Annotated in this window: 15 protein-coding genes and 1 tRNA gene; 5 read left to right on the top strand and 11 right to left on the bottom strand. The window is 69.1% G+C overall.

Annotated features, from left to right (window positions below; genetic code table 11):
* Positions 1–92: 92 nt before the first annotated feature.
* A complete protein-coding gene (locus tag ACIBU0_RS03615; RefSeq protein ID WP_398811028.1) occupies positions 93–1,100 on the bottom strand; it encodes a cytochrome D1 domain-containing protein in 1,008 nt (335 codons plus the stop codon).
* A gap of 723 nt (positions 1,101–1,823) precedes the next feature.
* Here ACIBU0_RS03615 and ACIBU0_RS03610 point away from each other — a divergent pair.
* A complete protein-coding gene (locus ACIBU0_RS03610; RefSeq protein WP_398811025.1) occupies positions 1,824–3,560 on the top strand; it encodes a fibronectin type III domain-containing protein in 1,737 nt (578 codons plus the stop codon).
* A gap of 93 nt (positions 3,561–3,653) precedes the next feature.
* Here ACIBU0_RS03610 and ACIBU0_RS03605 read toward each other — a convergent pair whose 3' ends face one another.
* The 5 genes from ACIBU0_RS03605 to ACIBU0_RS03585 form a co-directional block, all read right to left on the bottom strand.
* The gene (locus tag ACIBU0_RS03605) at positions 3,654–4,547 is read right to left on the bottom strand and encodes a hypothetical protein (RefSeq protein WP_398811812.1); all 894 of its coding nucleotides are present in this window, start codon (positions 4,545–4,547) and stop codon (positions 3,654–3,656) included.
* Positions 4,544–6,784, bottom strand: a complete 2,241-nt coding sequence (locus ACIBU0_RS03600) for an ArnT family glycosyltransferase (protein ID WP_398811022.1) — start codon at positions 6,782–6,784, stop codon at positions 4,544–4,546. The genes ACIBU0_RS03605 and ACIBU0_RS03600 overlap by 4 nt, the downstream gene beginning before the upstream one ends.
* A gap of 202 nt (positions 6,785–6,986) precedes the next feature.
* The gene (locus ACIBU0_RS03595) at positions 6,987–9,470 is read right to left on the bottom strand and encodes a glycosyltransferase (protein WP_398811019.1); all 2,484 of its coding nucleotides are present in this window, start codon (positions 9,468–9,470) and stop codon (positions 6,987–6,989) included.
* Positions 9,471–9,640: 170 nt separating this feature from the next.
* On the bottom strand, positions 9,641–10,453 hold the full coding sequence (locus ACIBU0_RS03590) for an HAD-IIA family hydrolase (RefSeq protein WP_398811016.1): 813 nt from the start codon (positions 10,451–10,453) through the stop codon (positions 9,641–9,643).
* Between the two features lie 36 nt (positions 10,454–10,489).
* Positions 10,490–11,956 carry a hypothetical protein gene (locus tag ACIBU0_RS03585; RefSeq protein WP_398811013.1) on the bottom strand — a complete coding sequence of 489 codons (1,467 nt, stop codon included), beginning with the start codon at positions 11,954–11,956 and terminating at the stop codon, positions 10,490–10,492.
* Between the two features lie 331 nt (positions 11,957–12,287).
* Here ACIBU0_RS03585 and ACIBU0_RS03580 point away from each other — a divergent pair, with 331 nt between their 5' ends.
* The gene (locus tag ACIBU0_RS03580; protein WP_398811010.1) at positions 12,288–13,037 is read left to right on the top strand and encodes a cobalt-precorrin-6A reductase; all 750 of its coding nucleotides are present in this window, start codon (positions 12,288–12,290) and stop codon (positions 13,035–13,037) included.
* Positions 13,038–13,041: 4 nt separating this feature from the next.
* Here the strand turns inward: ACIBU0_RS03580 and ACIBU0_RS03575 are convergent, their stop codons facing one another.
* The 3 genes from ACIBU0_RS03575 to ACIBU0_RS03565 all read right to left on the bottom strand — a co-directional run bounded on the left by ACIBU0_RS03575 (position 13,042) and on the right by ACIBU0_RS03565 (position 15,393).
* The gene (locus ACIBU0_RS03575) at positions 13,042–13,509 is read right to left on the bottom strand and encodes a hypothetical protein (protein ID WP_398811009.1); all 468 of its coding nucleotides are present in this window, start codon (positions 13,507–13,509) and stop codon (positions 13,042–13,044) included.
* Positions 13,510–13,701: 192 nt separating this feature from the next.
* Positions 13,702–14,475 carry a precorrin-6A synthase (deacetylating) gene (gene cobF / locus ACIBU0_RS03570; RefSeq protein ID WP_398811006.1) on the bottom strand — a complete coding sequence of 258 codons (774 nt, stop codon included), beginning with the start codon at positions 14,473–14,475 and terminating at the stop codon, positions 13,702–13,704.
* Between the two features lie 396 nt (positions 14,476–14,871).
* On the bottom strand, positions 14,872–15,393 hold the full coding sequence (locus ACIBU0_RS03565; protein ID WP_398811003.1) for a DUF309 domain-containing protein: 522 nt from the start codon (positions 15,391–15,393) through the stop codon (positions 14,872–14,874).
* A gap of 101 nt (positions 15,394–15,494) precedes the next feature.
* On the opposite strand from ACIBU0_RS03565, the gene ACIBU0_RS03560 reads away from it, so the two are divergent.
* A tRNA-Pro gene (locus ACIBU0_RS03560) sits at positions 15,495–15,571 on the top strand.
* A gap of 79 nt (positions 15,572–15,650) precedes the next feature.
* Here the strand turns inward: ACIBU0_RS03560 and ACIBU0_RS03555 are convergent.
* Entirely contained in the window at positions 15,651–19,397 is a 3,747-nt protein-coding gene (locus ACIBU0_RS03555) for a hypothetical protein (RefSeq protein WP_398811001.1), read from the bottom strand.
* A 623-nt stretch (positions 19,398–20,020) separates the two neighbouring features.
* A complete protein-coding gene (locus ACIBU0_RS03550) occupies positions 20,021–20,584 on the bottom strand; it encodes a hypothetical protein (protein WP_398810998.1) in 564 nt (187 codons plus the stop codon).
* A gap of 366 nt (positions 20,585–20,950) precedes the next feature.
* On the opposite strand from ACIBU0_RS03550, the gene ACIBU0_RS03545 reads away from it, so the two are divergent.
* Together ACIBU0_RS03545 and ACIBU0_RS03540 are read left to right on the top strand one after the other, a co-directional pair.
* Positions 20,951–21,094 (top strand): hypothetical protein, encoded by a 144-nt coding sequence (locus ACIBU0_RS03545; protein ID WP_398810995.1) that lies wholly within the window; start codon positions 20,951–20,953, stop codon positions 21,092–21,094.
* A 508-nt stretch (positions 21,095–21,602) separates the two neighbouring features.
* Positions 21,603–22,265, top strand: a complete 663-nt coding sequence (locus ACIBU0_RS03540; RefSeq protein ID WP_398810993.1) for an NUDIX domain-containing protein — start codon at positions 21,603–21,605, stop codon at positions 22,263–22,265.
* The last annotated feature ends 52 nt before the right edge of the window (positions 22,266–22,317 follow it).

The raw sequence follows: 22,317 nt of genomic DNA, 5'->3' as shown, positions 1-22,317 counted from the left end.
CCAAGAACAGACGGCCGTGCGGACCCCTCACAGCACTCCAACTAGTCCCAGACCACGGTGAGTTGGGCGAAGCCGGTGGCTTGGGCCTCACCTCAGCCGCGGCGGACGGCCACGGCCACGTTGTTGGGCCCGGAGCCGACTGGGATGGTGGCGACGACGTCTCCGGTGCCGGTGTCGACCACCTTGGTCACGCGGGCGTCGGCGCCCGAGGTCACGTAGGCGCGACCCCCGTCGGCACCCAGAGCGATGCCCTCCGCGCCCGTGCCGACGTCCAGGTAGCGGCTCACGGTGCCGGTGTCCGCGTCAATGACCGACACCCCGTCGGAACCGAAGCCGGAGGTGACGTAGACGCGGCGGCTGTCCGGGGTGACGGCGAGCTGTTCCGCGCCCTCGGGCAGCGTCACGGCGACGACGTCGTCTCCGTCTTCATCGTCGTCTTCGTTGTCGCGTGCTCCGGTATCGATCATCGCCACGGTGTCGGTGCCGGGTCCCAGGGTCACGTAGGCCCGGCGGCCGTCGGGCGCGATCGCCACGTCGAAGGGGGCGGCGTCCGGGGTGGTGAAGCTGATGGTGTCGACCACCTCCTCCCGCGCCGTGGAGATCACCGACACAGTGCCGGAGAGCAGGTTGGTCACGAAGGCCTGGGAGCCGTCCGGGGTGACGGCGACGTTCTGCGGCCAGCGGCCGACGTCGATGGTCTTCCTGACCCGGTTGGTGGCGGTGTCGATGACCGACACCGTGTTGCTGCGGGCATTCGTCACATAGACCCGCCTGTTGTTCGGGGACACGGCGACGCCCTCGGGGCGCTGCCCGACGCGGATGGTCTCGGTCACCGCCTTGCGGGTGGTGTCGATCACTGAGACGGTGTGGGTGCCGGCCCCGCCGGTCACGTACACCTGCTCGTCATCGGGGCTGACGGCGAGGTCCGACACGCCCGCGGGGACAGAGACGGTCCGAGCGACGGCGTTCCTGGCTGTGTCGACGACCGAGACCGTGCGGGAGCCGGAGTTGGCGATATAGGCATGGCGGCCGCAGTGCCAGCCCTGGCCTGCCGCGCCGGCCTGAGGTGCCGTGAGCGTCATGGTGAGCAGGGCAGCCATGGCGCAGCCGCCCGTCGCCCTCCCCAGGGCCCGCGACCGCGATCCCTGATCGTGCCGCGCTGAGCGGCTCTGGGACTGCTGATTCGGGCGTACGTCGTGCACGGGACCTCCATGGCCAATCACCGGATCCGGAAGGAGCCGCTCCAGAATCGGGTGCCGCGGCGCCCCGCCGTGGCAGGCGATCACGACGCCGCGTGGAGCCTCACGCGTTTGCCGCCCTACAGGCCACCGATCGGGTGAAGGATGATCGGTCATCGCCGTGGTCTGCCCATTTTTCGCGATGCGTAACGACTCATCAGATGCGCACACGCGGCTCGCTCTCAGGCGACCTCAACAAGACCGGCGTCAACAGCGTCAGCATCAGCACCGTCTTCGGGTGCGCTCCTGCCGGGCTGGTGTGCCGCGGGAGGGGGACAGACGTTTCTGTCTTTGCCGCACTGCGGAAGCTTCGGTGCACGAGACAATCAGCTTCACCCGGTTGCCGGACTGCCTTTGCCCAACAGAGTGAAGACGGCGCAACGCTTCCTGTGATCCGCTCGCGCCCCACCCAATTCGGCCGAAAAGGCTGCATACGTTGACCGCGGCGCCTCCGCCCCGCCTCGGCGACCGTGCCGCCATGGTGCGCGGGCGCCGAAAGGAACATCCGTCATGCTTGTGTTCGCTCTTCGCCGCGGAGCCCCAATGCGCCCATATGATGCCAGGACGAGACGCCGCCACCGTCTCTTGCGTCGAAGCCTCGCCGCCGCTTTTGCCACCCTGACCGCGGCATTCGCACTGCCCGACACCGCGTTCGCGGACCTGCCGGGCGCCAGCCCCCTGCTCACCCGGGCGCCGTACCTCTCGGATCTGACCACAACCTCGATCCGGGTGAACTGGGGAACCAGCACCCAGACAAGGGTCACCGTCAAGTACGGGCCTTTGGGCAATTGCACGGCCAACACCGCCTCCGCGCTCGGCTTGGGGACGCCCATCAGCGTCAACGGAACGACCGAGTACCAGAACAGGGTCCTCATCTCCGGACTGTCCCCCGCAACGCAGTACTGCTACAGGGTCTTCACCGGCGACGCCACGCCCGTGGACCTGCTCGGTACCAACCCCTCTCCCACGTTCACCACGCTGGAGCCGGCCGGCGGGGCCACGCCGTTCAGCTTCGCCGTCATGGGGGACTGGGGTGATACGACCAACAGTGGAGTCAACAACGGCTCACTCAACGTCAACCAGGCCAACCTGTGGTCGCAGCTCGGCGCCAGCGGGGTCCGGTTCGCCCTGTCCGCCGGCGACGTCGCCTACCCCGCCGGCAGTCAGACCAGCTACGGCGACCTCAACCAGACCGGGCCCAACATCAGCGCGGTCTTCCGTCGTGAGTACTGGGCCTATCCCGGGCAGCACCTCCCGATGTACATCACCAACGGCAACCACGGCCGAAACAGCACGGAGCTGACCAACTGGCCCGAGACCACCAACGCCACCGCCTCCGGCGGAAGGTACGTGCTGGAAAACTACCCGTCGTTCTTCGGTACCACCCCGGCCAGCTACCCGAGCACCTATTACGCGTTCGACAGCGGCCCCGTGCGCTTCTACATGCTCGACGCCTCGTGGAGCGACAGCAACCTGGGCTCCGCTACCGGCGGCTCCTGCGGGAACGGGAGCAGCTGCAAGATGTACCAGATCGACGCCGCCGCCCACTGGGCGACGACGTCCGCCCAATACCAGTGGCTGCAGAACGACCTGGCAGCGCACCCGGGCGGTATCAAGGTCGCCGTGTTCCACTTCCCGCTACGGTCCGACAACTCCGCCCAGAAGGGGGACACGTTCCTCCAGAACACCCCGGGCAATCCCAACAGCCTGGAGCAACTGCTGCACGACAACGGCGTGAATCTGGTGTTCAACGGCCACGCCCACCACTACCAGCGGAATGTGGCACCGCCCGGCGGTGTTCCCAGTTATGTGACCGGTGGTGGCGGCGCCAAGCTGCACTCCGTGAGCACCTGCTCCGCGACCGACGCGTACGCCATCAGCTGGACCTACACCTCCAACCGGGGCAAGGTCTGCGGCGGCGCGCCGGTGCCGACCGCTGACTCCCAGGTGTTCCACTTCCTGAAGGTTTCGGTGGACGGCACCACGCTGACCGTCACACCGACCAATTCGCTGGGCAACACCTTTGACGAGCAGGTCTACAACTTCGCGAGCGACAGCTCCGCGCCCGCGCCGGTCGGTGGCCTCACCTCCACGCGTTCGGGCACCACCACAAGCGTGGTGCGCTGGACGGCGGCGAGCGACAACATCGGCGTGGCCGCGTACGACGTGTACCGCAATGGCACCTACCTTGCCACGGTGGCACCCGACAAGCTGACGTTCAGCGACAAGACTGCCGTCTGCCCGGCCACTTACAGCTATGAAGTGCGGGCCCGTGACCTGGCGGGCAACACCAGCACGGCGACCACGTCCGTGACCTGCTGAAGGCACCGACTCACCCGTGGCGCCACCGGGCTGCCGGTCATCGGGCTCGCTCCCATGACCGGCGGCCGCAAGCGTCCGGGTGATCAGGCGCAGTCAGCTCCGCCTGATGGTGAGCGGTTTCGTGAGGACGACCGTTTGCCCGTCCTTGCCGGCATAAAGGTGGACCACGAAAGTACCCGGCGCGTGCAGAGCGATGAAGTCCATGCTGGCGGAGCCGAGCGAGTTCGTCGAGGCAGCCTTCCAACGGACGCCTTTGCCCGCAGCATTGGTGATTTCGACAAACACGTGGACCTCGCTCGCCGCGGTTGTCTTCGCCGCCGCCGCGGTTCGGGCTTGCACGACGACCCGGTACTGCTCCCCGACCGTGACGGCTGTCGGCATGTGCGCAGCGACGGAAAGCTCACCGGGACCTCTCGCCGGCGTTGGCGTTGCCTGTGCGACGGGGGTCCCATCGGGCACGATCCGCCAGGCCGGATGCAGTTCGGCGGCACGCCGCTGGTTGCGGTCGAGGACCCATGCGCCGTAGAACGTCGCATGCTTGCCCACCGACGGGATGATCACGTACCGCGCGTCGGGCGGGATCACCTCGACGTTGAGAACGCCCTGGTTTGCCGAGCGGAGGTAGCGCCGAAACTTCCTGTCCACGGCAACCGTCAGATGCACATTGCCGTCATCGGGCCGGTACTGCACCTTCCGTACGACCCCGCTGACGGTCGCGCAGTTGGCGATGACGGTCAGCCGCGTGGGGTGGTGGACGTGCGTGAGTGGGTTGCTTCTGCAAGGAACTCCCTCGTTCCTCCAACTCGGCGCGGTCGGGGTGCCAGTCCGCTGCGGGACGAGCAGAGCAACGAGCACTGCAACGACGGTCGCGAAGACAACTGCTGCGGCGACGACCAACCGGCGGCGGCTCAACCGGTGGACCGGCGCTTCGACCTTGGGGTCTCCACCCGGACGGTGGAGCATTGTCGGCGCCTCGTGCGGCCTCATGGCCGTGCCTCCAACCGTGTCACCGTGGAGTAGTTGCCGACAGTGTCCCGCCCCACCAGTGGCCAGGTCGGGCTACAGGGAATCGGCAGCGGGAAGGCGGGCGGCGAGAGCGTGCCCCTGGCGTCGACTCGGCCGCTCTTCGGCAAATGTCCGGGATATGTGTCAAGGGTCTGCCCGTTGCCGGTGGCGCCGTCGCCGGACACGCTTACTCGCCCGGCCGGGGTGGTCGTCCGTAGCGTCGGCTGCGGGAGGGTCCGCTCGGCATAATTGCCCGTCCGGTCCGCGGCCGTCAGCTTCCATTTCGGGTACGTGTGCTGAGGGACTGGGAACGACAGCAGCACGTTCCCCGACCGGTCCGCCTTCGCCCGCGCCACGACGGCATGGTGATAGGTCGCCGTGACAAGATCGTTCGGCCGGAAACCGCGGCCGCTGACCTCCGCGTGCTGACCTTTCGTCCGGTACGAGATCGTCGGCTTGGGAAACACCATCGACGCATACCGGCCCGCCGAGTCCGTCACGACGAGCAAAGATCGTGGAGGGCTCTGCGACGGCATGGCCAGCGTGACGGACACCGCGCCGTTCAGGTCGGAACGGCCGCGTGCGACAACCTTTCCGTTGTACGTCAACGTAAGCGGCGAGTTCACCATGAAGCCGCTACCGGTCACGGACACCATCGGTCCGTTGACCTTGAGTTCAAGCGCCGGCCGGGGGCGGCGGGTCGTCAGTCGGTAGATCCATGTCCGCGCCTCGTGATGGCGGTATTCCACGTGGACCAACTGGCCGTGATAACGCTCGACAAACATCTGCAGGCGGCGCTGTGAAGCCGTGCGGATCACCTGGTCTTCCGTTGGTGGGTCGTCCGCCCATGGCGTGTAGTAAACGAGGTACGACACCGTCCCGTCCGCAATCAACCGGTCCGGCCACTCCGTCACCCAGTCCCGCGGCGTCTGCGCGCCCCCCGTTGGATCGGATGCTGGGACGATCTCTCCACCCGGCAGGATCGTCGCGAGGTTGAAGCGCCCGAACGGATAGGAATCGCGGTGCGCGTAGTAGGCGAAGACATATTGCGCCGAGCCGTGGGACAGGACCATCACACCTGCATCCCTCGGCGTTTCCGACGCGATCCACTTGGCGGCCTCGCGCAGCCCAGGATAAGGCCTGTCGTCGAACGCCTTTGTGATGTTCGGGACGGCAGCCACGATCACCGCGAGCGCGAGGACGGCGGGGGCCCACCGCAGAAGTTGCGGCCGTCGCAGCGAGTAGGAGGCCGAACCGAGCGCACGGCCGGCGAGGATCGACACCGCCGGAATCACCGGAACGAGATAGTTGAACGCTTTCAGCGAATAGAGCGAATAGAAGCTGGCCATCGCGAAGATCCACAGAAGCAACAACTTGTCGCCACGAGTCCGGCGTCGAACCGCGAGGGCGATGCCCAGCACCCACAACGCCACCACGACCGCGCCCTCGTAGGAGAGCAACAACTTTTCGTAGTAGTACCACGGAACGGCGCTGTTCCGCCGCAGGCTCGATCCCAGGAAGTCTCTGAAGGTATCCCAGTGCTGAACGATCTGTATGACAGCCGGCACGCAGGCCACCACCGCAGCGAGCACGGCGAGAAGCAGGCGTCGGGGAGTCGCGAGTTTGCGTACGTTCCTGGCGAAGGCGACGTAGACGATCGCCACTGCCAATGCGAGCCCGCCGGTGACCTTGGCCTGGATGGTCAGGGTGCCCGCGGCGGCCATTGCGTAGAGCCACCCTGGGCGCTCGGTGTGCACGAGCCTGACCGCGCACAGAATGGTCAAGGTGCCGAAAAATGCAAGCGTGGAGTCCAACAGAGCAAGTCGGCCCAGCGAGATCGAGTAGCCACTGAGCGCGAACATGAGCGCTGCGAACAGCGCGCTGCGCCGACCGAAGAACGTCAGAGCGATCCAGTAGATCATCGGCACCGTCAGCGTGCTGAATACAGCGGAGACGACACGCCCTGACACGTCCCCGACTCCGAATGTCCGGAATACGACCGACAGTATTTCCTGGTACAGCAGGAAGTTGGAGTTCCCGCGACTGATCAGTATGAAGTAGCGGTCGAGCTCGTGGGCGCCGGCCAGCACACCGGCCTGGCCGACATAGACGGCCTCGTCACCGCGCAGGCCGATTCGTTGAAGCTGTACCAGTCGTAGGACCGCAGCCAGGGTGACGATGCCGAGAAGCGGCAGGTTGACTCTCCCGACGAGGCGCAACAACCGTTCCCGACGGGGCGGCAGCGTCTGCCTGGGCTCCGATCCAGTCGCAGTTGTGCCCATTATTTCCCCTGAGGTTGTCTCCGGGACAGAAAATAGGGATGCAGCGAACACACCGAGTGGGACGGATCTCGCCCACCGCCGTGGGCGCCCGTCCGCACCAGCATGGCGGGGGTGGTGCGCAGCGCGCGGACCTGCCGCATCATGACGGTCCTCCGGCGTGCATCGAGCGAAGGGCCCCGGGCACGGCGAGCGGAGTGTCGAACCGCCAGTCCCAGTGTGGCCACTCCACACCGTCGACGCGGCTGGCGGCGGTCGTGTGCACCCCTTCCCGGGCCAGCAGGCGGGGGATCTCGTCAGCCCAGCTGAAACAGTCGGAGGCCAGTGCTCTGACCCGGACTCCGGACAGGAACCCCGAGAGGATCTCCCGTTCGCGGACGCGCAGTTGGGCGTGGTCGAGGCCGTCGATAGAGAGGGCCGGCGCGAAGTAGCGGAAGGGCGGGAAGCCGTACGCGTCCTCGGTGTTGCCCATCAGTCGCCGGACCGCCTCGTCGTGGGGCACGTCGGCAAGCCGGGGGGCGCCCCGCTCGATGATGAACAAGTCCCGTACGGCGGTGGCGGTTCCGAGGTCGCAGGGCACGAGCCGGTCGACGGCGTACTTGGGCGGTGGCACGAGGATCTGGGTGACGGCGTTGATGGCCATGATGGGCAGGTTGAGACGGGCGAGGGTGAGGGCGAAGGAGCGGCCTTCCTTGGAATGCAGCCGGCTTTGCAGCATCAGCTTCAGCCACTCCGGTCCACTCAGGTCATCGGCGTGGACCGCGCGCAGGGTGTGGGCGCTGATGGTGAGCGGCTTGGGGAAGCACAGCGCGTGTCCGCCGGCGTCGACCAGGGTCATGTCGTCGGAGAGGAAGCGCCCGCCGTGCTCGCGCAGCAGCCTGAGGACGGTGGCGGTCTTGCCGGTGTCGGTCAGGGCGGAGAGCATCACGCCGGTTCCGTCCAGATCGAGGCACGCGGAGTGCAACAGCATCCAGCCGCGCGGCACGAGGACGAAGCGCAGCAGCGCCTCGATCACATTCGTGTAGACGACGTGCGGTGAGTGCCCCAGCAGAGGGCTGACCTCCACGGAGATCGGCTGGCCCAGATCGACCCGGAAGTTGGCACCCACACGCCCCAGTTGCTCCTCGTACCGCAGGCTTGCAGGGCAGCCGTCGACCTCGCGGGCGAGTTCGGTCAGGCCGCCCCGGTGGTGCGGCGTGCGACGCCCGATGCCGCTGACCCGGACGACGATGTCGCAGTCGGCCGGTGACAGCCACTGGGCGCGGAAGAACTCCAGCTCGGGCAGGGGTACTTGGGATCCGATGGTGACCCGGCCGGCGATGTCGTAGCGGTGTGACAGGTAACGCGTCCGCTTATGACCGCCGTGCGCCGTGGACGGAGTAGTGGCCGAAGCCGCGGGATCGACCAGCGTGTGCACCGGATCACGCTTCCCTGTGGGACGGTCGTCGGCCCTGTAGATCAGCCGGTCGCTGAACAGGAAGCGCAGCAGGAACAGCAGCGCGAGCGTGATGACGTTGGCAGTGAGGACTCCAAGTCCGATGCTCACCAGCCAGGCCAGGACCGGCAGGCGGCCGAGCAGCAGCAGGTTGTTCAGCGCGAAGAAGCGCACGCCACGGCCGACACGGGTGCCGTGGCCGGTGCCCCGGTAGACCAGGGCTTCGATGAGGGCGAAGTTCCAGGCCGTGGACACCTGGGTCGCCAGGGTCGCGCCCAGCAGGGCCGGGGTGTTCAGGAGGCTGTAGAAGAACCACAGGGCGGCCGTGTTCACTCCGATACCGCTCGCTCCGACGAGCCCGAACCCGACGAATCGGCCGAGTTCACCGGCGCGCCCGCCGCTCCGTCGGGGGTGTCCCAGGCGCAGCCGTGCGAGATGGCGCAGGTAGGTGATCCCCTCGCGGAGCGATGCCTTGGACCGGCCCGCGGCGCGCGGCGCGAAGGTATAGGCCACCTCCGCGACTCGCGCCGACGGGTTGCGGACGAGGATCTCAAGAAGGATCTTGAACCCCAGCGGATTGAGCCGGTCCAGGTCGACGGCGTCCTTGCGGAAGGCGAACAGCCCGCTCATCGGGTCGGAGACCGTGGCCATGCAGCGCGGGAACATGACCTTGGCGAGAAGAGCGCTGCCGGAGGATGCCACAGACCGCCCGGCGCCGCTCAGGCCTCCGCTCGAGCCCGATCCGGCGTGGCGGGTCCCGATCACGATCTCGGCGTCGTGTCCCAGGGCGGTCCGGGCGATTGCCGCCGCCGCTTCCGGTGGGTGCTGCAGGTCGGCGTCCATCACCAGCACCCACGCGCCGCGTGCCTGCCGTGCCCCCGCGATTACCGCGCCCCCCAGCCCCGCCGACCGCTCTCCGGGCGCGCGGTGCAGCATGCGAACGCGTTTGGGACACAGTGCGGCGTGAGCGGCGGCGGTGGCGGGGGTGTCGTCGTCGCTGTCATCGACGAAGAGGACCTCGACGGGCAGCCGCAGGAAGGCGTCCCCCAGGGATTGCAGCAGCAGAGGGATCACCTCTTGCTCGTTCCGCGTCGGCACGACGACGGTGAGCTGCGGCGTAGTGGTTCCCGGCGGTCCGTTCAGATCCGTGCACGGAGAGGTGGCGAGTGGGCGGGTGTCGGTGCCGGTCATCAGCACGGCCTCCTGACCTGGGAAGAAGCTCCCAGTGCACGTATACGTACGCTGCACTCTCCCCAGTACGTTTACGTTGTAAATGTACGGCCATTCTGGCCAGCGGGCATCCCTCGGGTCAAGAACAAACGAACTAAAAGTGACCAAAAAGGTAATTCGGCGGTGGGGGACTACCGCTGAGGCGGCCTCCGCAGCTTCCGCACCAGCGCGGGCAGATCCGCGAACGAGTCGATCACATGATCGGGCGTACCGCTCGCCGCCTCATGCGTCTCCGGCAGATACTTCCCGGTCTTGACCAGGACCCCCGTCACCCCGGCCCGCTGCGCCGCCAGCACATCGGACTCGATGTCGTCACCGACCATCACCGCCTCCCCCGCATCCGCCCCCACATGCGCCAGTGCCGCCTCGAAGAACGCGGCCGACGGCTTCCCCGTGATCTCCGCCTCGACCCGCGCGGCCTTCTCCAGACCGACCAGGAAGGCCCCGGTGTCGAGCTGCAGCCCCTCATCCGTACGCCAGTACAGGTTCCGGTGCATGGCGACCAGCCGCGCCCCGCGCTGCACATGCCCGAAGGCCCGGTTCAGCGCCGCGTAGCCGAACTCGGGCCCGGCACCCCCGAGGACCACGACGTCCGCAGCGGCGTCGCCCGCCTCGTCCTCCGGCACGACGGTGACGCCCGCCAGATCCTCGGCGATGTCCCCGCTGTTCAGCAGCGCACACCGCGCCCCCGGACAGTGCTCGGCGAGATACGCGGCGGTGACGGCGGGCGCGGTCAGGATGTCCTCGGCGGACACCGGGAACCCCGCCTCCGCCAGCACCCCGGCGATCGACGCCCGCGTCCGCGACGTCGTGTTCGTGACCAGCGCGACCCCGAGACCGGCCGCGCGGATCTCCCGCAACGCCTCGACCGCCCCGGGCAGCGGCTGCCACGAGACGGTGAGGACCCCGTCGATGTCAATCAGGACGGCACGTACGGATCCCATGCGAGGGACGATAGTCACCGATCGGCCCGGCGCCGCTCAGGGAGCGATCCCGACACCCTCGATCCTGCTCCACGCCTGCTCCTGAGCGGCCGTCAGGGCCGGCCACCGCAGCCCGCCCGGCCGCGCCTCCACCCGCGAGGCGTACGACGGCGGGCGGTACTGGGTGTCGTAGAAGCAACCGGTGTCGTACGTCCGGTCGAACGCCGCGCACGAGGCCGCGATCGACCGGACCGTGGGCCGTGCACCCGTGCGCGCCCACGAGTCCAGCGCCGCCATGGAGGCGGCGTACTCGGCGTCGCTCATCGCACTGTGCTCGCGCTCCCGGGTGAACGTCTGCACCAGGCTCTCCTCCTGGCCGGCCCCGCGCAGCGTGTCCCGGTACGCCGCCTCGTGCTCCACGAACGCCGTCGGGTCGTCGATCGCGCGCAGGGTGAGCACCGGAACCGGGACCTCGCCCGTGAGATCGCTGTCGTAGGACAGATCGCGTACGGCCGTCGGGTCGGGGGCGAACCGCTCGACGCCGGCGTTGAGCGCCTCGTCGTCATGCGACCCGGAGTACCGGACGCCCTGGTTGCCGAACGGATTCCGGCCACCGAGACGGTGGTGCACGATGTCCCGGAAGGTGAACGTCGCCCACCGCAGATGCGACTCCAGCGTGCGCTCGGGGACCTTCGTCACCGCCAGGATGTCGTCGAGATTGCGCTGCTGCCGCGCGGTCCGCTCCTCGGGCTCCGACGCGTACCCGGTGCACTCCTGCAGCCGGGCGCGCAGCCCGTCGGTCGTCATGGCCGAGTCGGCGCGCAGCCCCTGCCACAGCGGGTACTGCGGCTCGCTCGGACGGGGGTGGTTGCGGCAGTAGTACTGGTAGACGACGCGCAGGTCGACGCGGTAGTCGTAGCCGCGCGAGCCCCCGGCGAGGACGCCGTTGGTGAGCAGCGCCCCGTCGTACGTCCCCTGCTGCCTGCCGTAGGTCTCCACGACCTTGGCGGCGACGTTCCCGCCCCACGACTGGCCGTGTACATACGTCCGCCGCGGCGTGCCGAACTCCTCGACGAACAGCCGGCGCACGCTCTCGGTGTCGGCGGCGGCCATCCGCGTCCCGTAGCCGCCCCGGCGATACGACGAACCCGCCCAGGCGTAGCCCTCCTTCACCATGACCGTCCAGCGGCCGAGATCGTCGAGGCTGCGGGCGGGGTCGGAGTCCGCGCCGAGGTCGGGGCCGCCGTGGGCGTGCACGACGAGGGAGCCGTTCCAGTCGTCGGGTACGGCCATCGCGTAGTAGGCGCCGTTGGAGTCGCGGCCGGTGTAGCAGTCGGCCTCACCCGCCAGATCGGCGGGGCACTCGGTGCGCGCCGGTCCCTCGCTTACCCCCTTGGCGTTCGAGGCGCCGACGAGGATGCCGACGGCGAGAACTCCGGCCAGCGTCGCGGCCAGCGCCGTACGCCGCTGTGGGGCGAGCGGAACGGACCTGCGGATCAGTGCGTGCGTTCTCGTCCAGTCCAAGACGCTGCTCCTCGTTGTCGTCGGCGCGTCGTTGAGCCGTGCGCCGCGATGCTAGGGAGGGACGGGGCGGGGAGCCACAGTCTGATTCGTTGTGTTCATAGTGGTCGCAGGGCCGGGCCGGGGCGGCAACAGGACGCGCGTTCCGGGCAACGTCAGGCTCGCTTCGGGCACCGGCACCCGCAACTCGGGCGCCGCCGTTCGGGCCTTCGAGCGGCGGTCGCGGTTCCGGCGAGGACCCTCAGGTGTCGGCGGCCGTCATCAGCGCACCGACCCGGGTGCTCCCCGCAGGCCCACCGCCCGCTCCCCGCGACGCACCTCGTACGCTCGCCCCATGTCCCCCCGCCACATCCTGATCCTCGGCGGCACCACCGAGGCCCGCGAACTCGCCGCCGCGCTCACAGCACACCCCGGCGTCCGCGTGACGACCTCCCTCGCGGGCCGGGTGTCACGGCCGGGCGCGGTCGAGGGGGACCTGCGGATCGGCGGCTTCGGCGGAGCGGAGGGCCTGGCGGACTGGTTGCGCGCCGAGCTCGTCGACACCGTCGTCGACGCCACCCACCCCTTCGCGGAGTCGATCACGGCGAACGCGGTCCGCGCCGCGCGGGCGACCGGGGTGCCGGCGGTGGTCCTGCGCCGCCCGGGATGGCGACCGGGCCCCGAGGACCGCTGGCACGAGGTCGCCTCGCTCGACGAGGCCGCGACGCTACTGCCGACCCTCGGTCACCGCGTGTTCCTGACCACCGGCCGCCTGGGCCTCACGGCCTTCGCCCACCTGACGGACCTGCACTTCGTCGCACGCTCCGTCGAACCTCCCGAGCCACCGATGCCCCCGAACACCGAAGTTCTCCTGGCCCGCGGCCCGTTCACGGTGGCCGACGAGACGGCACTCCTGCACCAGCACCGCATCGATGTCCTGGTGACCAAGGACAGCGGCGGAGAGGCGACCTCGGCCAAACTCACGGCCGCCCGCCGCCTCGCCCTCCCGGTCGTGGTCGTACGACGCCCCCCGCTTCCGCAAGGCGTGGACGCGGTGCCGGACGTGGCGGGGGTGCTGGCGCGGCTCGGCCTCGTCGACCCCTGACGACTCAGCGCCCCCTGACGACCGAGGCGCGGATGCGGTCGATGGCGTGCAGCACCTCGTCGCGGTTCTTGGCAGACTTGATCCAGGAGGGCAGACGGGCGACGTAGGTCATCTTCCGGCCATGCTCGTACCAGGGCGGCCGTTCCCGCAGCGATGCGGCCACGAACCGCCTGAGCAGGTCCAGGTGTTCGAGGTTGTAGGCCCACACCACTCCGTGCCTGGTCTCGGTCCGCAAATACAGAACCGGGCGGACACAACGTCCCTCGGCACCCGATGAGGTCCGAGCCAGCCCGCAGGACCGGCAGACCAGACGCCGCTGCGGATGCGAGGCGCCCCGTGCGTCCGGGGCGACGGCGGGCCGCCTCTCGTAGCGAGCCATTTCGTCGCAGCGCGGGCAGCGCACGAGGATCGAGTCGGTGAACTCGTACAGTGCGCTGAGGGGATCGCGGAAACGCACCGGCGCGGTGGACATGCGGCGAGTATCACGGCGTACCACCGCACGGCGCACCCAGTTTTCAGCGAGGCCCGCTCACCGCCGACGGGCCGACCCGGCCGCCCGGGGGTCACCGGGACTGCCGGCCTGCCGATCTCCCTACCGCTATCGCTACCGCTATCGCTACCGCTATCGCTACCGCTATCGCTACCGCTATCGCTACCGCTATCGCTACCGCTCCTCAGGATTCCGGCGCAGCAGATACGTGTCCATGATCCAGCCCTTGCGCTCCCGCGCCTCGGCGCGCAGCCGCTCGATGCGCGGTGCGGCCTCGCCGATGGGGCCGGAGGCGAGGATCTCGTCGGGGGTACCCAGGTACGCGCCCCAGTAGATGTCGATGTCCTGGTCCGCGTACTGCCGGAAGGCCTGGTGGGCGTCGAGCATCACGACCACGTCGTCCACGCCCTCCGGGAAGCCCTCGGCCAGCCGTCGGCCGGTGGTGATCTGAACGGGCCGGGCCACCCGGTTCAGTCCCGTCCGGTGCCGGGCGACCAGCGCGGATACGCTGCTGATGCCGGGCACGACGTCGTACTCGAAGGCCACCGCGCCCTTGTCCAGGACTTCCTCCAGGATCCCCAGCGTGCTGTCGTACAGCGCGGGATCACCCCACACCAGGAACGCGCCCGTCTCCTCCTCGCCCAGCTCCTCGGCGATCAGCCGCTCGTAGATCCCGGCGCGGGCACTGCGCCAGTCCCCGACGGCGGGGGAGTAGGCGGCACCGCCGGCGGACCGGTCGCGCTCCGGGTCCCGGGCCTCCACGACCCGGTAGGTCCCCTCCGGTATGTGCGCGTCCAGCATGTCCCGGCGCAGCTGCGTGAGGTCCGACTTCACCTCGCCCTTGTCGAGGATGAAGAACACGTCCGTACTCCGCAGCGCCCTGACGGCCTGCAGCGTCAGCTGCTCGGGGTCGCCCGCGCCGATACCGATGACATGAATCTTTCGCACGGCTCGAGTCTGCCGTACGGCACCGACAGTGCGGCGACCGCGTCCCAGGTCGGGCACGTCCGGGCGCGCACGGCCGCCTTGTCGGGGCGGGCCGCATCGGCGATGTCCAGTGGCGCACGGCCTCGGCGAACCTGTCTTCTTTGGGGGCTCCGTGGACGGTTGTCGGGCAGGGCGTGCGGCGGCGTGCGCCGTGGCACGGCTGACGCTGTGGCGCCGGGATGTCCCCACCGCCGGAATGTCGCCCCACGCCAGAATGGGCCCCCACCGGGACGTCCCCGCCGCTTCCGGCCTGTCGGAGACGCCCGCGCCCGCTGTCGGACACGGGTCCCGTCCGGGCCGTATCCGGCCTGTCGGAGACAGCCGCATCCCGCTATCGGGCGCGGGCCGCGTCCGGCATCACGCCCGCAGCCGAGGCGCCCGTGCCCCCGCGTCCACGACCTCGTCGCCCCGCTCCACATCCTCCGCCAGCGCCCGGGCCCACCCGGCGAGCCCGGACAGATCCATTCCGTACGGCCGCGCACGCCCCGACGCCGACGCCCACTCCTCGACCGCCCCGGCCCCGCGCCGCAGCAGCCGCGCCCCACCCGTCACGTTGCCCCGGGCCGCGTGGGTGAGCCCCACCGCGAGCTGGGCGAGGCCCCGCCACAGGGTCCGCTCTTCCTCCGGCCCCGACTTCCAGGCGTCCTCGAAGACCTCGTGCGCGTGGAAGGGTCTCCCCGCGTCGAGCAGCTCCTGCGCCTCCGTGACGCTCTGCTCGGGGGTACGTACGACCCCCTCGGGCTGGCGCTCCACACCCTCTGAGCCGTACGGCAGCGGCCGCCCGAGTCCGTCCCGCGGCCGGGCGTTGCGTGCCCGCCCTTCGTCGTCCCGGTCCCGCGCACCGGCAGGCCGTCGTGAGGATGAGGATGGGATGCCCATACGTCGATTGTCCCGCCTCACCCGGGCCCTCTTCGAAGCGGCCCGCTACGTGCGGTAAAGTGCTCTTCGCGCGATCACGTGGTTCACCGCACGACGCGCATCGGGACGTGGCGCAGCTTGGTAGCGCACTTGACTGGGGGTCAAGGGGTCGCAGGTTCAAATCCTGTCGTCCCGACCAGCTTCTTGCAGGTCGGAGGCCGTTCTCTCATACATGGGAGGGCGGCTTCCCGCGTTCCTGGAGGAATGTGGCCGCACTGTCAGACCGGCGGTAGCAGCATCGTACGTACGATTCCGCGCAATGCATCGGGATCGATGCGCGCGGCCTCGTCGCGCCCTGGGGCTGACGCACGGCAGCGGAGCCCGAACCAGGCGACAAAGATGCTGGTGGCTGCGTCCTCGGTCATTTCCTCGTGCCTCAGGAGGCCATCGAGGACCAGCTCCCGAGCCGAGCGCGCCGGTTCCTCGGCCGATCCCAGCGCGAGCTCGGCCAACCCGCTGTAATAGCCGGCGGCACTGAGAGCGCCGGGCGCTGCCACAGCCGCCGCGGCTCTTGCCCGTTCCCAGTCACGCAGCCGAAGCCAGCCCGCGGCGAGCGCGCCGAACAGCACTGCGCGCCGGTCGACGTTCTCGACGCCCATGACACCTCTGTGGACGGCGAGCAGATCGGAGCGGTCCACCGGGGCGCCCGTGCTCCACGAAGCGAGGCTCTCGACCAGTTGGAATCCTCTCTTCTCCGCAAGCGATCCGAACTCACTGCCCGGGCGCGCCATCCGCGGCTGGGCGATCACATCGACGAGGCCCTCGAGCATGCCCTCCAGCCCGGGCCGCCTGCGCTCCCTCGCGCCCACGTCGGCCAGTGTCGCTTCGAAGAGGCGACGCGAGAGCGCCGGGGCGGCGGACTTCAGTCCGCCGGCCGTCCGGACCACGGTGACCCTGTCTTCGTGATTCAACGTCCGTAGATCGACCGTGCCGAGAAGGGTCGCGACCGCGTCGGCGGCCGGTCCGGCGTGCATGGCCGCCTGTGTCCTTCCGACGACACCGCGGAGGATGCCGACCGCGTGCCGAGTCGCGGTGGTGTCGTCCGACCGCTGTCGCCACAGCCCCACTATGTCGTGGCTCATCCTTGTCGCCGCGGCACGAGCCGTTCCAGCGACCCCGGCGACGCCGAGAAGGTCACCGACGAATCGCCAGCCGTTCTCGCTTCTGTCTGCGGACACACGCTCGAACTCGTTCTCCAGGACCTGGGAGAAGCGTCGCAGTGTTCGCGCGATGTGCGGCTGGAGCAGTGGATGTACGCCGTGCCACAGGTGACAGAGGTCCGGCTCGAAGGAAGCCACGGACTCATGGGATGCGAACCTGGGCAGTCGGCTGCTCCACCTGCGGCCGAGATCACCGACGCGGTCCGGGTGGGCGGTGGCCAGGCGGTGGACCAGGAGAACAATGCCCGATCCGCGGTCCAGATCGTCGAGGGCTTCCGCGAGATCCTGCCACCACCTGTCGGCGATGTCCGGATCGAAGCAGCAGGCGGCCAGGCAGCAGTCGAGCCTCGCGTTCACCTCGTCCGGCCCGGCTTCCTCCCACCGGGCGAGGGCCTCCGAGCGGAGCAGCGCGACAGATCCGTGTGATGCCAAGGCCGACCAGCGCATGCTCCGGATCCGGTCCCGGTCCGGGGGCACGGCGACTTGCCGGTCTGCCTGCCGTTGAGCCATGAGCTCCTCGGCCAGCTCCGGCGCCCATGGTGCCGAGACGGAAAGGAGCAGCCGTACGAAGGCTTCGCGGAGGAGGTCGGCCGCATGCGGTCCGGCCTGTGCCTGCGTACGTGACGGCCGTCGTCGCCTGCCGCGGAGTGCCTCGGCGATCTCTGCCCTCGACGCCGTCCCTTGGCGCCACACGGCCAGTGCGCTCCTCCCCGCGGCGTGGACATCCGCCGCGTCTGAGATCCCGCTCAGTGAGGCCTCGACGTCCACAGATCGCTCCGGCTGTGCCGCCGCCTCACGGCTGCGAGCGAGGGCCCCGTCGAGGCCGTGCCGCCGCGCAGTCTCCAAGGCACGGCTTCGCACTTCGGGGGTCGTCTCTTCCAGCCATGTGAGCCCCGCCGCGATGGCTGAGGCGGTGCGGTCGGGGAGGGAGGCGTCGAGCGCGCACACGTCCAGAGCGACGGCGGCCATGTCATCGAACTCCCCGAGCCCCGACCGGTGGGCGAGCCACGCCAGCCGGCCATAGGACTCCGCTCGTGCACTGTAGGCGGCCGCGTCGGGGCGCTCGGGCATGGGGACTTCACGCAGAGTGGACGACACCGCTTCCCGCATGGTGTCCGCCATATGGTGGTCGAGTGATTCCATGACCGTGTACATGCCACCCAGCGCGGCCGTGACGTTGTCGTACGCGAAACCCTCGAGCCGGCTCGGCGCGCGGAGCCGCGCTACCGACGCCGTAGCCACCGTCGAGGCAACCCACTTTTCCTCCGCGCTCCGCGCGGCCCCGGCGATGACTGCCCAGAGGGTGTCCAACAGGCTCGCGACCCCCTGGGCATGGCGTGGCCGGGACAGCCATGCCATGGTCGCATCGGTGACTGCCCGGCACTGCCGATCCGTCGGGCTCCGGGCCATGAGAGCCCTCAAGGTGTCACGCCACGCGGTGGCGGTGTTGGGGAGGTCAGGGGACTCGGGATAGAGGCGAGTGGTCAGCGCCAAGGCTGTCTCGGCGTCGAGTTCGGCGACGCGGGCGAGAAAGTGAGCAAGAGGTTCGTCGGTGAGGTCCCACGGGCTGCCCTCCGCGAGCCCGATCCCCCGGACCGATTCTGTTCTGCGTCGGGGCCAGGGGCGCCGCAGTACGTCCTGGAGCAGCGTGCCCGCGGCCTCGGGCGCCTCAAGGTCCAACAGCCTTTCGATCGCCAGGAACTGGGAGAACGGCAGTGCCAAACCTCCCGTTCTGCCACGCTGCTCCACCGCGGCTCGTCCGTCGAGCAGGTTGAGGACGTACGTGCCGGATTCCCAGTCCTGACGCAGCTGGTTCTCAAGGTGCCTACCACGATCCAGGAGCGCGACGAGCAGGTCGTCGCGGCCCGCGTCGGCCGCCGCCCGAAGGGCGAGCCGGAGCGTACCCAAGGCCGCCGGAGCACCGAGGATCTCCCATTGGCGCCTCAGAAACGGGCCCGTGGCCGCCGAGACCAGACGATCGACCTGCCCCGCCTCGGCCAGATGCTCGGCCATGTGCCGAAGAACGTAGCCGTTGTCGGGGAACTCGTCGAAGGACGACGCCAGACGTGCGTGGTACATGGCGGCCGGCCGCAGGGGCCGGGGGTTGCGGGACCGGTCCTGGTTGAGGAGGAACTCCCCGAACGAGCGGTGATAGAGAGTGAATGCCAGGTCGCCGGGGACCGGAACTCGCTCGGTGAACTGCTCGATCTGCCCAAGCACGTCGTCGACGGTTTCCACGTCGACCCCTGCCGCCAGGGCAAGTTCGGGCACGCGCAGCGGAGCCCTGGCGACGGCGAGCACGCCCAGAACCGGGGCGTAGGAACTCCGCCATTCGGCCCCCGCGTGCGCGTACAACCGCTCGGAGACGAGGTGTCGGTAGATGCCTTCGAGGCTGGCCGGCAGCTCTGCCCCGCTCAGTGCCGGAGGCAGTCGTCCATCACGTGCCGCCTCCTCCAGGCCATGGAGGAGGTGGTGGAGATACAGGAAATTGCCGTTGCTCGCCCGGGCGATCCGATGGGCGAACTCCGGCGGCGGGACGGCGATCTGAGGCGCATGCACCAGGGCGTTCGCGACGTCCTCGGTGCAGAGCCGACGGTGCACATACCGCTCGGCGTCGTCGAGACGGTGTCGGCGCGCGTCCTCGGCGTCCAGGTCGAACCGTGTTACCTCCGCCCCGTGGGAAGGGGTGAAGCGATCCAGGTGTTGGCCCGGCCGACTCGTCACGATCCAGGTCAGATTCTCGGGGCCCTCCGGGCCGAGAGGCAGAAGTCGGCTCAACGAGGGATTCTCGTCCAGGCCGTCCACGACCAGCCGAACCCGGGCGTTCGGCTGAAGCTCGGCCAGACGACGCAACGGGTCGACCAGAGCCTCCTGTGCGAGTCTGGGCTCCGACATCGTGGCCACGGCATCCTGCAACTGCCCGATCCGGACGGCCGCCACCTCCCCGTCGACCTCACCGGCCTCGAGCTCGGCGTCTATCAGGACACGCTTGAACGGGGACAGCTGCACCGTATCGATGCGCGCTCCGTACCCCTTGGCATCGGCGGCGAAGGAGTCGGCCGTCACACGGGCGCGGATCCGGACGTCCGGGCCACCGAAGACCTCGGGTCCGAAGAGCGCCCGTAACTGCAGCCCGAGCGAGACGAGTACGTTCTTCGGATCGGCGGCAACCGCGCTGTCGGTGGAGCCCGTCCTCAGAATCACGCATGGGCAGCACCACGCCTGCGCCAGCTGGGCGGCGAGTACCGTCTTCCCGCACCCCGGTTCGCCGACGACGACAACTGCCCCGGATCCGACGGGCTGCGTTTCCAAGGTTTCGACGGCGGACGAGATCCGCTCTTCCAGCCACTGCCGCCGCATCGCCCAGGGCACTGCCCGGAGCAGTCGTAGTGCGGGGGGCGACGCGAAGCCGGGAGACAGTGGCGAGCTCATCCGATCGTGTCGGCATCCACGCCAGTCACATTGCCGTGCTCTTCCACTTTCCCGGCTGCGATCGTGGTCTCCACGCTGCTGCCGGCGATGCGTCGGGCGCGAACTCCGGTGACCGTGCCCGCGATGTCCTCGACCTCGATGCGGCTGATCACCGCAGGCCCGGAGGACGCACGTTCCTCCCCCTTGAACGTGATGCGCTGGCCGTACACCGCTTCGAGAGCGCGACGCAGGTTGTCCACTGTGGCGGAGAGTTCGGCATCGTGGAGGTCGGGCTCGTCCAGGCCGCCGGCGTAGTTGCCGAGTGCGGCGGCAGACTCCCTGAGGGTTTCGCGGAGGCGTTCCAGAATGTCGAAGTCGACTGTCGGAGTCTCCAGCCTCCCCGAGAGGAGCACCTCGGCCGTTGCCTGGTCCACCGGGACGGGCGCCTCGGCCACGGCGTCCCTGTGATCCTTTCTGGCACGCCAGCGGTCCAGTACCTCGGTGGCCTGGCCATAGAGGAACTTGATCCCCTCCAACGCTGCCGTGGCTCCCAACGCGGCCAACGTGAACGGCTCTGCCATGGCCCATCCCCCTGACGCTCTGTTGTTGCAGCAGCATGCTGCCCCCCAAACCTGGCGTCAACGCCCCGATATGTACAGTCCGGACACCGACTCGCTCGACATCGGCCGGAGCGGGTGGGCCGAAGCGGAGCTCTTTGCTCGGAATGCCTGGAAGCAGCGGATGTTCCGCCCGAACTCCCGGGTGAAGGAGTCGACTTTCTACTGATCCGGCATGGTCCACTACCGATGTACATACGACATTCCACGGGTGATGCTCCGTCGACGTCGGGAGGCTGAGCTCATCGCCGACTCGAACTCCGAGCGCGCCGACGCGGAGGCCGTGGAGGCCCTCGCGTCGGCTGGGCGAGCCACTGCGCCACCGACGTCGTGGGGCACGCCTTCACCAACGCCAACGCCAACGCCAACGCCAAGTCGGGCGGCCCGTTCCGGCTCCACTGGCAGCGGCACCACCTGGTCGAGAACCACTTCGCCTCCCAGGTCACCGCCCGATCATCCAATGGTGATCAATGAACATGGTGTTGTTCCTCAAGCAGGTCGTGGAGTGGCTCGTCACAGTCCTGCCCGGCCTCATCCCCTCGGACTGGGACTACGCCTGGCGATGCTGGTACTGGACACGCCGTACGGCGATCGGGCGTTCGGCATGCAGCAGCCGTGCACACCGCCCGCCCCAGTTCGACGGCTACTGGGCACGGCCCCCCAGCCCGCACCACCGGTGCCCATCCGGTCGGAGCACGCTTTCGCCCCGCTCCAGCGGCGGCTGTGTGCCTACCTCGACCCGGTCAGCGGCAGCTGCCGGAGAGAGCGCTTCAGACATACGATGAAGGTTGCGCTCGGATCCCGACCCCGAGGTGATGCCGTCATGAGTGGAGCGCAGTGGATCGGCTCAACCCGCTGAGGGGATCAGCTGTTCTTCGCCTGATGTGAGGCCACTCGTCACCCGCGCCCGCACGGCGCAGTCCGGCCCGGGGTGGTAGAAGCACCCCATGACCAACTCGCTCATCCACCCGGCGACCGCCCGATGACCGCCGGCATCGACACCCCCGACCGCCGCGGCCGCACCGGACTCGACCAGGCCGGCCGGAACCTGACCGGCAATCCCCGCGTCAAGGTGCGGGACGTGAAACTGCTCTCCAGTCACTGGTACGTCGAACGCGCCACCACCTTCGACCTCCAGCACGCCGACGGCACCTGGAGCACGCAGCAGCGCGAGACGCACGACCGCGGCAACGGGGCCACCATGCTGCTGTACGACGCCGACCGGGAAACCGTCCTGCTCACCCGCCAGTTCCGCTTTCCGGTGTACGTCAACGGCCACCCCGACGGCATGCTCGTCGAGACGCCGGGCGGGCTGCTCGACGACGATGACGAGCACCCGGAGATCGCCGTACGGCGCGAGGTGGTGGAGGAGACCGGGCACACCATCGGCGAGGTCCAGCACGTCTTCGACGTCTACATGAGCCCGGGGTCCGTGACCGAGCGCGTCAGCTTCTACGCCGCCGAGTACGGGCCTTCGACCCGCACCCACGAGGGCGGCGGCCTGGACGAGGAGGGCGAGGACATCGAGATCCTCGAACTGCCCTTCCGCAGGGCCCTGGAGATGATCCGCACCGGTGAGATCGCCGACGCGAAGACCATCATGCTGCTGCAATGGGCCGCGCTGGAAGGGCCGTTCGCCAAGTGACCAAGTGACCCAGGTGAGCGCTCGAAACCCCTTGCCTTGAAGTGCGCTTCAA

It is taken from the genome of Streptomyces sp. NPDC049627 (assembly GCF_044465645.1).
Taxonomy (GTDB): domain Bacteria; phylum Actinomycetota; class Actinomycetes; order Streptomycetales; family Streptomycetaceae; genus Streptomyces.
The sequence above is the reverse complement of the archived record's forward strand: the minus strand, read 5'-3'. Positions and strand labels throughout refer to the sequence as shown.